General features: G+C 71.3%; 11 protein-coding genes. 3 read left to right on the forward strand and 8 right to left on the reverse strand.

The window, feature by feature from the left end; genetic code table 11:
• Positions 1-98 precede the first annotated feature (98 nt).
• The 7 genes from infC to F4561_RS16240 form a co-directional block, all read right to left on the reverse strand.
• The gene (infC, locus tag F4561_RS16210) at positions 99-713 is read right to left on the reverse strand and encodes a translation initiation factor IF-3 (RefSeq protein WP_246437208.1); all 615 of its coding nucleotides are present in this window, start codon (positions 711-713) and stop codon (positions 99-101) included.
• 406 nt (positions 714-1,119) lie between these two features.
• Complete coding sequence (locus tag F4561_RS16215; protein WP_184579982.1) at positions 1,120-1,956, reverse strand: shikimate dehydrogenase; 837 nt, start codon at positions 1,954-1,956, stop codon at positions 1,120-1,122.
• On the reverse strand, positions 1,956-4,109 hold the full coding sequence (gene mltG, locus F4561_RS16220) for an endolytic transglycosylase MltG (RefSeq protein WP_184579984.1): 2,154 nt from the start codon (positions 4,107-4,109) through the stop codon (positions 1,956-1,958). Before mltG ends, F4561_RS16215 begins: the two co-directional genes overlap by 1 nt.
• Complete coding sequence (ruvX, locus tag F4561_RS16225) at positions 4,106-4,585, reverse strand: Holliday junction resolvase RuvX (protein ID WP_184579986.1); 480 nt, start codon at positions 4,583-4,585, stop codon at positions 4,106-4,108. The genes mltG and ruvX overlap by 4 nt, the downstream gene beginning before the upstream one ends.
• Before the next feature lie 142 nt (positions 4,586-4,727).
• Positions 4,728-7,406 (reverse strand): alanine--tRNA ligase, encoded by a 2,679-nt coding sequence (gene alaS / locus F4561_RS16230; protein ID WP_184579988.1) that lies wholly within the window; start codon positions 7,404-7,406, stop codon positions 4,728-4,730.
• A complete protein-coding gene (locus F4561_RS16235; RefSeq protein ID WP_184579990.1) occupies positions 7,406-7,726 on the reverse strand; it encodes a hypothetical protein in 321 nt (106 codons plus the stop codon). The genes alaS and F4561_RS16235 overlap by 1 nt, the downstream gene beginning before the upstream one ends.
• Positions 7,723-8,115, reverse strand: a complete 393-nt coding sequence (locus F4561_RS16240) for a DUF948 domain-containing protein (RefSeq protein WP_184579992.1) — start codon at positions 8,113-8,115, stop codon at positions 7,723-7,725. The genes F4561_RS16235 and F4561_RS16240 overlap by 4 nt, the downstream gene beginning before the upstream one ends.
• A 420-nt stretch (positions 8,116-8,535) precedes the next feature.
• Here F4561_RS16240 and F4561_RS16245 point away from each other — a divergent pair, with 420 nt between their 5' ends.
• Positions 8,536-10,080, forward strand: coding sequence for a serine/threonine-protein kinase (locus F4561_RS16245; protein WP_184579994.1), 1,545 nt, complete (start codon positions 8,536-8,538; stop codon positions 10,078-10,080).
• 291 nt (positions 10,081-10,371) lie between these two features.
• Here F4561_RS16245 and F4561_RS16250 read toward each other — a convergent pair whose 3' ends face one another.
• Positions 10,372-11,691: a replication-associated recombination protein A gene (locus F4561_RS16250; protein ID WP_184579996.1), complete on the reverse strand. Its 1,320-nt coding sequence runs from the start codon at positions 11,689-11,691 to the stop codon at positions 10,372-10,374.
• A gap of 129 nt (positions 11,692-11,820) precedes the next feature.
• Between F4561_RS16250 and F4561_RS16255 the strand changes: the two genes are divergently transcribed.
• Positions 11,821-12,447 carry a TetR/AcrR family transcriptional regulator gene (locus tag F4561_RS16255; RefSeq protein ID WP_184579998.1) on the forward strand — a complete coding sequence of 209 codons (627 nt, stop codon included), beginning with the start codon at positions 11,821-11,823 and terminating at the stop codon, positions 12,445-12,447.
• 16 nt (positions 12,448-12,463) lie between these two features.
• Positions 12,464-14,023: an FAD-dependent monooxygenase gene (locus F4561_RS16260; RefSeq protein ID WP_184579999.1), complete on the forward strand. Its 1,560-nt coding sequence runs from the start codon at positions 12,464-12,466 to the stop codon at positions 14,021-14,023.
• Positions 14,024-14,294: the final 271 nt, after the last annotated feature.

Here is a 14,294-nt window from a genome sequence, read left to right on the forward strand (position 1 = left end):
GGCCCCGGTATTCCGGTACCGCGTACGCTCCCGCTGGTCACCCGACAGTACGGCCGCCGACACGCGGCGGCCGGACCGCGAGCATCGGGTGCGCCGGGTCAGGTCCCCTGACCGGCGCCTTCGGCACGCTGCGGACGCTGCCCCTTCCCCGCGCTGGCACGGGCCTCGGCCTTGTGGTCGGACCGACGCTTATGCGGACCGATCACCATGACCATGTTGCGGCCGTCCTGCTTGGGCTGGGACTCGACCTGTCCGAGCTCCTGAACGTCCTCGGCAAGCTGGCGCAGCAGCCGGAAACCCAGTTCCGGACGGGACTGCTCGCGTCCGCGGAACATGATCGTCACCTTGACCTTGTCGCCGCCCTTGAGGAACCGCTCCACGTGACCCTTCTTGGTCTCGTAGTCGTGCGGGTCGATCTTCGGGCGGAGCTTGATCTCCTTGATGATCGTGTTCGCCTGGTTCTTACGCGACTCGCGCGCCTTGACCGCGGACTCGTACTTGTACTTGCCGTAGTCCATCAGCTTGGCGACCGGCGGGCGAGCGGTCGGTGCGACCTCGACCAGGTCGAGATCGGCCTCCTGCGCGAGGCGCAGGGCGTCCTGCACGGGTACGATACCAACCTGCTCGCCGTTGGGGCCGACGAGACGGACCTCGGAAACCCGAATGCGGTCGTTGATGCGGGGCTCAGCGCTGATGGGACCCCTCCCTAGCATTGTCGTCATCATTCGTATATTCGGGGTTGCCCGGTCCCGTGCAGGCCCAAAAGCGAAAACCCCGCCAGCGGGTGCAAGCGGGGTGTGATCCACCGGCAGTACGCGGAGAGTAGCGGAAACGGTCGCTTCCGCCCGGATACGCGCCGCCCGACGCCTGAGTGGCGCCGCCGACGTTCCGCGTTGTGCTGCCGGAACCCACTCGGGTTCGCCCCGGTGGGTGGGAGGATCTGCCTCCGCTTACGCGGCCGGCGCTCGCGCGCCGGACCAGTTCACTGTCAGTTTATCAGGTGATCCGGACACGCAGGCCCAAGTCAACCCCTACTCGCGCTGCAACACGGCTCCGAACGAGGGTATTCCCCCGAGAAGCCGGGCGGCCCCCCGCCAGACTCCGCGAGACCCGGTTACGCTATCCGGCCCCAGTGCGCCGCCTGAGCTCCGCCTCACCCGCCGCGCGCATCACCTCGATCGGAGCCTGCGCGACCCCGGTCATCAGCTCCACCTGCCGCCCGGCTTGGTGCAGCAGCATGGGAAAACCCTCGACCACGGTGCGCCCGGCGGCGGCGACGGCGTCCGCCGGAACACTCGGCTCGGGGCCATAGGAGACGTCGAACAGGGCGGCGCGGCTCGCGACCAGCTCCGCGGTGTAGGGGTCGGCGGCACCGCGCGGCACCGTGCTCGCGACGAGGTCGGTATCGAGGTGCGACTTGATGTCCCGGAGCGGCTCCACGCCGATGCGCAGCCCCATGCGGGCGGCCGCCTCGGCCACCGGGGCCGCGCGCGCCGGGTCGCGCGCCAGGACGGTGATCGCCCCCGGCTCGGTGGCCCCGAGCGCCCGCAGCGCCGCCAGAGCGGAGGCCGCGGTCGCACCACCGCCCACAACAGTGGCGGAGTCCACCCGCGAGATCCCCGCCTCGCCCAACGCGCGCACGATGCCGGCCACATCGGTGTTGTACGCGTGCCGACGGCCGTCCTGGAAGACGATCGTGTTGGCGCCGCCCACCTCCGTCACCGGCTCGGCGAGGTCGTCGGCCAACGCCATCGCCACACGCTTCAGCGGCATGGTCAGTGACAGCCCGGCCCAGGAGGCATCACACCCGTCGAGGAACCGCGCCAGGCCGTCCTCGTCGCACTCGAAGCGCTCGTAGTGCCACCTGTCCTCCAGACCCAGCGCGGCGTAGGCCGCCGTGTGCAGGGTGGGCGAGAGGGAATGCTCGATGGGCGAGCCGAGGACGGCGGCACGCATCACTGGTCACTCCGATTCTGATCGAACTCCGCCTTCAAGCGCTCGAACTCCTCGTGGGTCTCGGCGAACTCGGTCACTCCGTTGTCGGGGTCGGTCGCCACGAAGTACAGCCAGTCGCCATCGGCGGGATCGAGAGCGGCGTTGATCGCGTCCTCCCCCGGGCTGACGATCGGACCGGCCGGCAGCCCTTCTCGGCCGTAGGTGGCGTAGTCGCTGCCGGAATCCGTGCACTTCTGCAGCTGGGTCTCGCTCAGCGCGATTCCGTACTCCTCGATGACGTAGAAGCAGGTGCTGTCCATCCCCAGTTCCATCCCGGCATCGAGCCGGTTGTACACGACCCGCGAGATCTTGGGCATGTCCTCAGCACTGCCCGCCTCCGCCTGGATGATCGCGGCGTTCGCCATGACCTCGTTCGGCGCCATCTCGGCATCGGCCGCCCGCTCCTGGAGACCGATCTCGTCGGCGGTCTTCTTGAAGCGCTCGACCATGGTGGCGAGGATGTCCCCGGCCTCGTCGTTGGGCGCGATCGTGTAGGTATCCGGATACAGATAGCCCTCGGGTCCCTCCTCAGCGTACTCCGGAAGCCCGAGCGCCTCGTGGTTCTCGTAGGCCGCCTGCAGCTCCTCGCGCTCGATGGAGGTCTCCTCGGCCACCAGGTCGAGGACCTGGGTGGAACGCAGCCCCTCGCGGACGGTCACCTGGTTGTCGATGCGCGCCCCCGGGTCGAGCAGCAGGGCAACCGCGGAGCCGGCGCTCATCTCCGAGCGCAGCTGGTAGGTCCCCGGGGTGAGATCCTCCCCGCCAAGAGCGTTGGTGAACGCCCGTGAGCTGGCCACCACCCCCGCGTCCTCCAGGGTCTCGCCGACATCGGTCGCCGTATCGCCGTTATTGACGACGATCTCGACCTCGCCGCTGCCCTCGCCGTCATAGTCCGGTGGGAACACGTAGGCCCGCAGGACGAGCCCACCGGCGGTCACGGCCAGTGCCAGAACCGCGGCCGTCGCGGTCATGGCCAGCTTCGTCCGGCGCCCCCTGCCTCTCCCCTTGCGGCCACCCTTGCGGGCACCTTTTCGGCCACCACGGTTACGGGAGCCGCGGCCTTCGGGGGCGTTGCGCGACGAGCGGCCGGAACGCCCCCGATCGAACGCCTCACGAACGCGCGCCTCGTGGTCCGGCGGGTCGTCGTCCTCCCCGTCCTGGGCCCACCGCCCGTCATCCTCATCGGCCCACGGGGCGTCTCCCCGGTCCGCCAATGGGGCGTCGTCCTCCTCGTCGGGGGACCCGCCCGGGTTCTCCGCCGACCTCCGCCGGCGGCCGCCCGCCGGAGGGTCGCCGCCGGGCGCGGGTTCGCGCGCCGGGGGTACGGCGTCCGAGGCGGCGAAGCCGGACGCCTCATCGGGCTCGCGCCGCCGGCGCCGGCCTCGCGGGCGCGGCTCCTGGTCCGGCGGCACGCTGGGGGCGGGACCGGTCGCCGGGCCGAGCGGATCGCCCGGACGGGCCGGCTCTCCGCCGGAGGGGTCGGACCGCCGGCGCCGGCCGCGCGGCCGCTCCGGGTCGTCGGACCACCCCGCGGTACTGGCGTTGGCTCCGGTGGTGGGGTCGCCGCGGTCCGAGCCCGGAACGGGGACGGGCCAACCGCCGGCTTGCTGTCGCGCGGCATCACCGGGTTCGCCGGGCGCGGCCTGTCTGGGGTCCCCGCCGTACCGCCCGTCTTCCGGGGTGGGCCCTCCCGCCTGATCGGGCCCGCGCGGCCTGGCGCGCCGCGGCCGCGGGTCCGTCAGCGGATCCTCCTCATCCCGCGGGGGCGGGTACCCGCCCTCCTGCGGATAGGCGCGCTGCCCCGGTGGCGCTGACTGCCCCGGTCCCGCTAGCGGATCGCCGCCGGCGCCGCCGTAGCCCGGCCCGCCGGAGGACCGCTGGTACGGCCACGGGTCCGCCAGCGGATCGGGGCCGGCGCTCGGTCCCTGGGGTCCGGGTCGCGGTGGCCGGGAGTCCGCCAGGGGGTCGCTCCCCGGATCGGACCAGTACCCGCCCCGCTGGGGGTGGTGGCCGCGATCGTCGTCGCCGTACCCCAAGTCGTCGTAGGAGGAGTGTCGGCGTTCGCGGCGCCCCCCTCGATACGAGCGGTCGGCGTAGGGGTCGTTCTCGCTCATTCGCTCTCCCCCACCAGCTCTCCCGGCGGGCGGCCGGTCTGGCGTTCGGTGTCGAGCGCGCTCTGCAGCAGGACCGTGGCGGCGGCCTGGTCGATCACCGAACGCCGCTCCTGACCGCCCCGCGCCCCGCGCTTGCTGTAGGAGGCCCCGCTGCGTAGGTGCTCCTGGGCGGTCACGGTGGTGAGCCGCTCGTCGACCAGCCGCACGGGCACCGGTGCGAGCCTGCGGGCCAGAACACTGGCGAAAGATCGCGCGCCCCGCGCTGCCGGGCCCTCCGCCCCTGAGAGTGACGCGGGATAGCCGACGATAACCTCGCACGCCTCGTGCTCGCGCACGAGCGCCGCGATTCGGGCGAGATCGCCCTTCCCGCGCCGGATCGTCTCGATCGGGGTAGCCAGCGTGCCAGCGGGATCGCTGCGGGCAACCCCGATCCGTGCTTTTCCGGGGTCGACCGCAAGACGTGCACCGTGCCTCAACGAGGAGGCTCCCCCGCGCGGGGGATGGCGTGGGCGGTAGGTGGCGTCACGGGGCTACCCTTTCATCGATGAGGCAACGGTCTCTGTGCGTCCCCCCGGGGGATACGCCGGCCATGGCGGGACCGGCGCGTGCCTCCCGAACTCAGCCGGTTTCGGAGACCTGCCGTTCCACCTCTCGCAGGGCGGACTCGACCGCGGCCGCATCGGTGCCACCGCCCTGGGCGACATCGGGTTTACCGCCCCCGCCGCCTCCCAGGGTGCGGGCCGCGGTGCCGACCAGCTCGCCGGCCTGCAGGCCGAGCCGCTGCCCCGCGTCGTTCACCGCGATCACCACGACCGGGCGGTCCTTCGGGACGGCGGCCACCGCCACCACCACCGGCTGGTCCTCGCCAAGACGCCCGCGGACGTCAAGCGCGAGCCTCCGCAGGTCCTCACCGGTTGTTCCCTCAGGCGCCCGGTGCGTAACCAGCAACGCGGCTCCGCACCGGCGCGCGCTGGAGGCCAGCTCCCCCGCGGCCTGCAGCACCTGCGCGGCGCGCAGCCTCTCGACCTCTTTCTCGGCGTCGCGTACCCGCGTGACGAGTGCGTCGACGCGCTGCGGCAGTTCCTCCCGCGGCGTCTTCAACTGTTCGGAAAGCTGGCTGACCAGCATCGACTCTGTAGAGAGCCGGCGGAAGGCGTCGAGCCCGACGGCCGCCTCGACGCGGCGCACTCCGGAGCCGATCGAGGACTCCCCGAGCAGCTTGACCACGCTGAGCTGGCCAGTGGCGCCGACGTGCGTGCCCCCGCACAGCTCGCGGGAGTAGTCGCTCATCTCCACGACCCGCACCCGGTCACCGTACTTCTCACCGAACATGGCGAGCGCACCCATGGACAGAGCCTCGTCGAGCGAGGTCACGAAGTCGTGCACCTGGATGTCGCCGGAGAGGACGGTGTTCACCTCGTCCTCGACCTCCGCCAGCTTGCTGCCGCCAATCGGCTCGTTGGCGGTGAAGTCGAAGCGCAGCCGCCCGGGCTGGTTCTCCGAACCGGCCTGGCCGGTCGACGGGCCCAGGGCGTTACGCAACGCGGAGTGGATCAGGTGCGTGGCCGAGTGCGACCGGGACACGGAGGCGCGCCGATCGGAGTCGATTCCGGCGTGCACAGTGTCGTCCACCACCAGCTCGCCGGAGCGGACCGTGCCGCGGTGCACGAACAGCCCGGGCACCGGCTTCTGCACGTCGTCGATGTCGGCGACGCCGCGGCCGTCGGCGGTCAGGGTCCCCTTGTCGGCGAGCTGGCCACCGCTCTCGGCGTAGAACGGGGTGCGGTTGAGCACCACCTCGACCTTGTCGCCCGCGCGCGCGGCGGGAACCGGCTCGCCGTCCACGATCAGGCCGACGACGCGTGACTCGCTCTCGTGGTCGGTGTAGCCGAGGAAGTCGGTGGCGCCGGCGCCTTCGAGGAGGCGGGTGTAGATGCCGATGTCGGCCCCGCCGAACTTCTTCGCCTTGGCGTCGCGCTTCGCGGCCTCCCGCTGCTCGCGCATCAGGGAGTGGAAGGTCTCCTCGTCAACGCGGAGCCCTTCCTCACTCGCCATCTCCAGGGTGAGGTCGATGGGGAACCCGAAAGTGTCGTGGAGCTGGAACGCGTCGGCGCCGGAGAACACGCTGCCGCCCGCGGTCTTGGTCTTCTCCGCCGCCCGGTTGAACAACGCCGTGCCGGAGCGCAGTGTCTCGGCGAAGTTCTTCTCCTCGGTGTCGATCACGCTGTGGATCTGGTCGGCGTTGCTGCGCAGCTCCGGGTAGATGTCGCCGAGCGCGTCGATCGTGGTGGCGGTGAGCTCGTGCAGGTAGGTCTGGTCCTCGGAGGCGCCGGAGAGCAGCCGGAGGTTGCGGACGGTGCGGCGCAGGAGGCGGCGCAGCACGTAACCGCGCTTCTCGTTGCCGGGCCGCACACCGTCGGAGACAAGCATCGTCGCCGCGCGCATGTGGTCGGCGGCCACCCGCAGGCTGACGTCGGACCGCTCGGTGTCGCCGTAGCGGGTCCCGGTCAGCTCGGCGGCGCGGTGCAGCACCGCCCCGAGCGTGTCGGTCTCGTAGATGCTGTCGACGCCCTGCAGGATCGCCGCCAGCCGTTCCAGGCCCATGCCGGTGTCGATGTTCTTCTTGGGCAGGTCGCCGAGGATCTCGAAGTCGGTCTTGCTCTCGCCGGGGCCGCGTTCGTACTGCATGAAGACGAGGTTCCACAGCTCGACGTAGCGGTCCTCGTCGGCGGCGGGTCCGCCCTCGGCGCCGTGCTCGGGACCGCGGTCCCAGAAGATCTCCGAGCAGGGGCCGCACGGGCCCGGCACGCCCATGGACCAGTAGTTCTCCTCCATGCCCATGCGCTGGATCCGCTCGGCGGGCACCCCGACCTTCTCGCGCCAGATGGTCTCGGCCTCGTCGTCGTCGAGGTAGACGGTCACCCAGAGGCGGTCCGCGGGCAGCCCGAACCCGCCCTCGTCGCGGGAACGGGTCATCAGGTCCCAGGCGAAGGGGATGGCCTTCTCCTTGAAGTAGTCCCCGAACGAGAAGTTGCCCAGCATCTGGAAGAAGGAGGCGTGCCGCGAGGTCTTGCCCACTTCGTCGATGTCGATGGTGCGCACGCACTTCTGGACGCTGACCGCGCGGTCGTAGGGTGCCGTGCGCTGGCCGGTGAAATACGGCTTGAACGGCACCATGCCGGCGTTCACCAGCAACAGTGTTGGGTCCTCTGCTACCAGGCTCGCCGAGGGAACCACAGTGTGTCCGTTGCTCTCGAAGTGAGCGAGGAAGCGGCGAACGATCTCTGCCGTCTCCATCAGCGGCCGTCCTTCAGGTCGTGGGCGTCGATTATCCGGTGAGCCTCGATCGCGCGGCCGGGCAGGGCCGCCCGCCGGCCGGTCGAGTCTGGACCTCCGGCCGGGTCGTAGCGCCGAAGCAGCTCGGCCTCGCGATGGTCCATGGCGTCCTGGACATCCTCGTTGAACTCGCGGAGGGCCGCCCGGTACTCGGCGGCGTGGCCCTCGACACGGTTGGCGATACCGCCCGGACTCCACGCTCGTACCGTCCGGTTGAGCTTGTGGACAACATACCCCCCGATCGCCGCGCCTGCGACCAGATAGAACACCCTGCCGATCATGACCGCCCCTTCCGGCGGCGGCTGCGTACCAGCGCAAGGGCCCGGCGCTGGCCCAGGACCCGGCTCAGCCCGTAGGAGAGCGACGCAAGCTTGACCAGGGGCGCGGTCACCACCGAGCGGGTGAGCGTGGTCATGGTGGAGATGTCCTCCGTGCTCGTGGCAACGTTCGCGGTGATCTCCTCGACCCGGTCGAGCGAGGCCCCGGTGCGCTCAACAGTGGACCCGACCTCGTCCAGCAGCGGGCGGGCTCGCTCGCCGAACTCCGACACGACCTTGGTCGTCTCCGACAACAATTTCGTGAGCTTGACCAGCGTCACGCAGAGAAACGCGACCAGCACGGTCCAGACCACCGCGGCGATGAGGGCGGCAAGCTCTCCTGCGGTCAGCATGCGGGCTCCGTAAACGATCGGTGTCGTTCGCTTCGAACAGGGGCGGGGGATCGGGCGCGACTGCTGGCGGCTCAGGCCGCTCTGAACAGCGGTGACCGGTCTCCCCGGTTGTCCCGCAGGCCGCCAGGCCGCCGGGACCGGAAGATCCGATTAGGGCTGACCCTATCGCGCCTGGCGGCACAGTCACCCCAATACCCACAGTGCGGCAGAGACATCGCACGTCACGGGTTGTCGCCGGGACTGCCGCACCATACGGGACAATGAGGGCATTAGGGTCGGCAACCCGATGCGTTCACACGCGGGCATCGACGTAACCCGGCGCATGGCCGAGAATCGGACCAGGTTTCCCCCGGCCGCGGTTGCCCACCAGGCGACACGCCGCGCACCGATCACCGAGTACGAGCCAAAGACAGGACCCCAATGAGCCGACGTTCCCAGAAGGAGATCTCCGTTCTGGTACCGCCGAACCTCGTCCCGCTCACTTCCGAGGACCCGCGGCGTATAGGCCCCTACCTCGTGATCGGGCGCATTGGCTCGGGGCGTACCGGCACGGTCTACGCCGCGGTTCTCCCTTCCGGCGGCGCCGATCCCCTCGTGACGGTGAAGACCCTGCATGCGGCGCACGTCAGCGACGACCGCACTCGGGCCGCGCTCGACCAGCGGCTGCACCTGCTCTCCAGCGTCGACCGGCGCTGCTACGTACCGCCGACCGCGTTCGACACTTCCGTGACGCCGCCGTGGCTGGCCATGAAGTACGTTTCGGGCATCCCGCTGGCGCAGTACGCGCGCAGGCACGGGGCCATGGGACAGGGCCGGCTCATCGCGCTGGCGGCGGGGCTGGCCGAAGGGCTCTCCGCGCTGCACATCAAGAACGTCGCGCACGGCGACCTCAAGCCGAGCAACATCCTGCTCAGCAGCTCCGGCCCGCGGATCCTCGACTGCGCGCTGCCTGGCGACGAGTCCCTGCTGCGCCACTCTGCCGCCTGGATGAGCCCGGAACGCCACGAGGGTGCCCCACAGTCGCCGGCGTCCGACGTGTTCGCCTGGGGCGCGGTGGTGGCGTTCGCGGCGACCGGCCGGCTGCCGTTCGGGCTCGGGGAGCCCGAGGTGGTCGCCGCGCGCGTGCGCGGGGAGGAACCCGACCTCGACGGCGTGCCCATCACCCTGCTGCCCCTGCTGGAGCGCGCGCTCGACAAGGACCCCGATTCCCGGCCCTCGGTGCGCGAACTGCTCGGTTCCACCATCGCGATCTGGGAGAGCACGACAGAGTCCACCGAGGAGAAGGAGCCCCGGGGCACCGCCGTCACCCGGGTGCTGGCGCGGGAGTGGCAGGGCATCGTGGAGCCGGCGCGGCTGCCCCGGATGATCCAGATCGACGAGCGCGAGCCCGGAAAACGGCGGCGTACTCCGCTGGTCGTAGGCGGAGCCCTGCTGGCGCTCGCCCTTGTTGTCGGGGGCGTCCTGGCCACGGTCAACGCGATGCTCCCGAGTGGCGAGGCCGAGGAGCAGCGGGCGTCCTCGCCCTCCCCCGACGCCGCCGAGTCCGAGGAGGACCCCACTCCGATCGTGCGGTTCGACCCGACCGAGCAGCAGGGCGACGACGGCCCGTGGGTCTACACCCGGGTCGAGCCCGCGGGGGGAGAACTCGATACGGAGGACGCCGCGTTCCTCACGCCCCGGGACTGGAGCGAGCAGTGGGTCAACGTCGAGGAGACCGAACCGGAGGAGCAGGCGGTCATCCCCGAGGACGCCGAGGTCTACTGCGCCAACTTCTGTGTTCCTGGTCCGGGGCACATCGACGAGGACGACCGCGGTACGTTCGAGATGACGGGCCAAGAGTTCACCGAGTACCTGGGCTGGGGGGACGTCGTGATCGCCGAAGTGGAGTTCGCCGAGGGCTCCACCGGGGGCGAGCGCGAGATCGCCAGGATCACCGAGGTCTTCCCGGCCCCGCCCGAGGAGTAGGTCGTGTTTGGCGGGCCGTTCCGGGCTCGCGGCCACCGGGCGGGCCCTCACTGTGCGAGGCCGCGGAACGTGCGGAGCAGCGCACAGTAGAGGGCCCCGCTGCGCCGATGCCGCTTGCCCGGCCCGACCAGGATGCGCCGCGCGAACCGCCACGCGAGAGATCGCCCGGACGGCCGCTCGCTGACCCGGAAGCCTCCACCCAGCGCTCCCCAGGGCAGCGCGGCCGCCCTGTTCGCGGGTCCCGCCGTGTGCGGTCGGATCCAGTGCTGGTGCCCAGGGGCGGCCGGGCCGTCAGCCGCCGCGCAACACGCCCTTGATGCGCTCCAAGACCTCGCTGTATCGGCGTTCGGCCCCGTGCGTGGTGGGCTGGTAGTACTCGCGCCCGGCGATCGCGTCGGGGGCGTGCTGCTGCGGCGCGACCCCACCGGGGTAGTCGTGGGCGTACCGGTATCCCTCGCCGTGCCCGAGGTCGGCGGCCCCCTTGTAGTGGCCGTCGCGCAGGTGGGCGGGCACCGGCCCGGCCCGACCCGCCCGGACATCGCCCGCGGCGGCGTCGATCGCGCTGATGACCGCGTTGGACTTCGGGGCGAGCGCGATGTGGATGACCGCCTGGGCCAGGTTGATCCGCGCCTCGGGCAGCCCGATCAGCTCCACGGCCTGGGCCGCGGCCACCGCCACCTGCAGGGCGCTTGGGTCGGCCATGCCGACGTCCTCGCTGGCGTGCACCACGATCCGGCGGGCGACGAACCGGGGGTCCTCGCCCGCCTCGATCATCCGGGCGAGGTAGTGCAGCGCCGCGTCGGGGTCACTGCCGCGCATGCTCTTGATGAACGCGCTGATGACGTCGTAGTGCTGGTCGCCCGAGCGGTCGTAGCGCACGGCGTGCCGGTCGACCGCCCGCTCGACGTCGTCCACCGTGATCTCCGCGCGCGAGCCGGCCACCAGGGTGGCCGCCTCCAGGTAGGTCAGTGCGCGCCGGGCGTCGCCGCCAGCGAGCCGCACGACGTGTCCCTCGGCGTCCTCACCCAGGGTGTAGCGCCCTTTCAGGCCGCGCTCGTCGGTAAGCGCCTCGGCGAGCACGGAGCGGATCCCGTCGTCCTCAAGGGTCTCCAGGGTGAGCAGCAGCGAGCGCGACAGCAGCGGGCTCACCACGGAGAAGAACGGGTTCTCGGTGGTCGCGCCGATGAAGCTGACCCACCGGTTCTCGACGGCCGGCAGCAGGGCGTCCTGCTGCGTCTTGCTGAACCGGTGCACCTCGTCGACGAACAGCAGGGTCCGCGCGCCGTTCATCCCCATACGCCGGCGCGCGTCGTCGATGACGGCGCGGACGTCCTTGACTCCGGCGCTGACGGCGGACAGCTCGACGAACCTCCGGTTGGTGGCCCGGCTGACCACGGAGGCCAGGGTCGTCTTTCCGGTGCCTGGCGGCCCCCACAGGAACAGTGACATCGGAGCGTCGTCCTCGACCAGCCGGCGCAGCGGGCTGCCCTCACTGAGGAGGTGCTGCTGGCCGGCGACCTCGTCGAGCGTCCGCGGGCGCATACGCACGGCGAGAGGCTCCTGGCCGCGCTGGGCCTCGGCGCCGGCTTCATCGAACAGTGTTTCGGACACGTCTTCCAGCCTAGACGCCAGCGGCCACGGGATACCACGCGTCGCTCCGGTACGCACCGCCGTCCGCACTGTAAAAAATTGCCCATCCAGAAAACTTGCCGAATAGGAAAAGAAAGCTACGATGGCCGCATGGCAGCAGAGGATCGCGCACGCATGGGCCTGCGTGAGCGCAAGAAGCAGGAGACGCGGGACGCACTCAGTCAGGCGGCGGTCCGGCTGATCGTCGAGCGCGGGTGGAGCGGCGCGACCGAGGAGGACATCGCCGCGGCCGCAAACGTCTCCGTCCGGACCTTCCGCAACTACTTCTCCGGCAAGGCCGAGGCGGTCGCGGCCCGGCATGTCGACCGCGTGCGGCGGATCGCCGACGAGTTGCGCGCTCGGCCGCCGGCCGAGCCCCTGTGGGAGGCCGCCGGCGCAGCTGTACAACAGCAGTTCGCCCCGGAGCGCGACCTCGACCGCTCGGCACCCGACCAGGCGCAGGCCGACAGCGTCCGCCTGATGCTTACCGAACCGGCTCTGCAGGGCGAGCTCACCAAGGCGTACACCACCGCCGAGGCCGAGCTGACTGCCGCGATCGCCGAGCGCACCGGAACCGACCCCACTAGCGACCTCTACCCCAACCTGGCGGCCGCCGCCCTGGGCGCCGCTATAGGCGCCGCCATCGCCCACTGCTTGCAGGCCGAACGGCCCCGCCCAATCGGCCAGGTCCTGCGCGACGCCCTCCACCAGCTCACCGACGGCCTGCCCGTCCCCTAACGAAGGAGCACCCACCATGGAAACCGACGTCCTCATCGTCGGAGCGGGGCCGAACGGGCTCATGCTGGCCTGCGAGCTCGGCCTGGCCGGAATCCGGCCGGTCGTGCTGGACACGCTCCCGGCGCCCAGCAACGAGCCCAAGGCGAACGGCCTGCTCGGGCAGGTCGTGACGATGGTCGACCGCCGCGGCCTGTACGAGCGCATCTCCGGCGGCCAGCAACAGCCCGAGCCAGCTCCCTACTTCATGTTCGCCGGCATGGGCCTGGACCTCAGCCAGCTCGACGAGAACCCGGTCTCCGTCCTGCCCGTACCGCAACCGCGCCTCGTCGGGATCCTCGCCGACCGCGCGGCCGAGCTCGGCGCGGACCTCCGGTGGGGGCACGAGATGCTCGCCCTGGAGCAGGACGGCGACACCGCGACCGCTGAGGTCGCGGGGCCCACCGGAACGTACCGGATCTCCGCGCGCTACCTCGTTGGCGCCGATGGCGGGCACAGCGTGACACGCAAGCGGGCCGGTATCGGCTTCCCCGGCATCAGTTATGACCGGTCGACGACGAGGATCGCTCAGGTAACCGTTCCCGACACGCTCGTGGACCCGACGGCGGGCGGACTGACCGTGCCCGGTTACGGGGCAGTCCCGCCGTTCCTGGGGCAGCGCACCGAACGCGGCGGGTTCACCTACGCGCCCCTTCCCGGGCAACCGCCCATCATTACCACCGTGGAGTGGGACCAGCCCGCGCCAGAGGCGCCCATGAGCCTGACCGAGCTGCGGGAGAGCGTCCACCGGGTGCTCGGCGTCGACGTTGACCTCGGCCCGCCCCCCGGGGAGGGACCGCATGCGCTGCGCCGGCTGGTCGGCGGGAACAACCGGCGCGCGGAGCGCTTCCGCGACGGGCGGGTGTTCCTCCTCGGCGACGCCGCGCACGTGGACAGCGCCGGGGGCCAGGGACTCAACCTCGGCATGCAGGACGCGATCAACCTCGGCTGGAAGCTTGCCGCCGGCATCCGCGGCGACGCCCCCGCTGGGCTGCTCGACACCTACGACGCGGAACGCCAACCGGCCGCCGAACGCGTCACCATGTACGCCCAGGCGCTGGCCGCCCTTCTCGCGCCGGGCAGCGATGTCACCGCGCTGCGCGAGCTGTTCAGCGAGCTGCTCGCTGACCGGAGCTGTGTCCAGCGCATAGCCGACCTCACCGCTGGCACCGACCTCCGCTACGACATGGGACTGGCCGACCCGCACCCGCTGGTCGGCCACTGCGCTCCCGACATGGACCTGTACACGCCCACGGGTCCGGTGCGGCTCGCCGAACTGACCAGTACCGCCCGGCCACTCCTCCTCGACCTCACCGGCAGCGGCGCCGTCGCCGAGGCCCTCGCCGACCAGTCCGAACGGGTGGATGTCCATCCCGCGCTCCCCGCATCCGCCGCGCCCGCCGCCACCGTCCTGCTGCTCCGCCCGGACACCTACGTCGCCTGGGCCTCGTCGTCGCCCCACCCGAGCCCGGAGGAACTGGCCGATCTCCGCGCCGCAGCTCAGCGCTGGTTCGGTGCCCCCGAACGGGTCGGGGCCTAGGACCCCGCCGGCGGGTCCCGCGGGTTTCGGTGTTGTGGGGAGTGTGGGGAGGTGGAGAGAAGACGCCCGGTTCGGTTCGATGCCCCGCCCCCAGGGGTGTTGGTGAAGGGCGGAACCCACCCTGGGGGGTGTTGGTGGTGGGGATGTTCACCCTGAGGGTCGCGGCAATGGGGCGAAGCGAGCGAGCCAGCTTGCCTCCCAGCATTGATGCACCGTCCGCTCCGCGGCAATGGGGCACCCCTCTCGCTTCGCTCGCGGGTGCCCCATTGCC

The organism is Lipingzhangella halophila, assembly GCF_014203805.1.
In the GTDB taxonomy this organism is placed as follows: Bacteria; Actinomycetota; Actinomycetes; order Streptosporangiales; family Streptosporangiaceae; genus Lipingzhangella; species Lipingzhangella halophila.

Coding starts and splice junctions, on each gene's coding strand:
- infC (WP_246437208.1), bottom strand. CDS start 713: ATGCTAGGGAGGGGTCCCATCAGCGCTGAGCCCCGCATCAACGACCGC.
- F4561_RS16215 (WP_184579982.1), bottom strand. CDS start 1,956: ATGCGTGCCGCCGTCCTCGGCTCGCCCATCGAGCATTCCCTCTCGCCC.
- mltG (WP_184579984.1), bottom strand. CDS start 4,109: ATGAGCGAGAACGACCCCTACGCCGACCGCTCGTATCGAGGGGGGCGC.
- alaS (WP_184579988.1), bottom strand. CDS start 7,406: ATGGAGACGGCAGAGATCGTTCGCCGCTTCCTCGCTCACTTCGAGAGC.
- F4561_RS16235 (WP_184579990.1), bottom strand. CDS start 7,726: ATGATCGGCAGGGTGTTCTATCTGGTCGCAGGCGCGGCGATCGGGGGG.
- F4561_RS16240 (WP_184579992.1), bottom strand. CDS start 8,115: ATGCTGACCGCAGGAGAGCTTGCCGCCCTCATCGCCGCGGTGGTCTGG.
- F4561_RS16245 (WP_184579994.1), top strand. CDS start 8,536: ATGAGCCGACGTTCCCAGAAGGAGATCTCCGTTCTGGTACCGCCGAAC.
- F4561_RS16255 (WP_184579998.1), top strand. CDS start 11,821: ATGGCAGCAGAGGATCGCGCACGCATGGGCCTGCGTGAGCGCAAGAAG.
- F4561_RS16260 (WP_184579999.1), top strand. CDS start 12,464: ATGGAAACCGACGTCCTCATCGTCGGAGCGGGGCCGAACGGGCTCATG.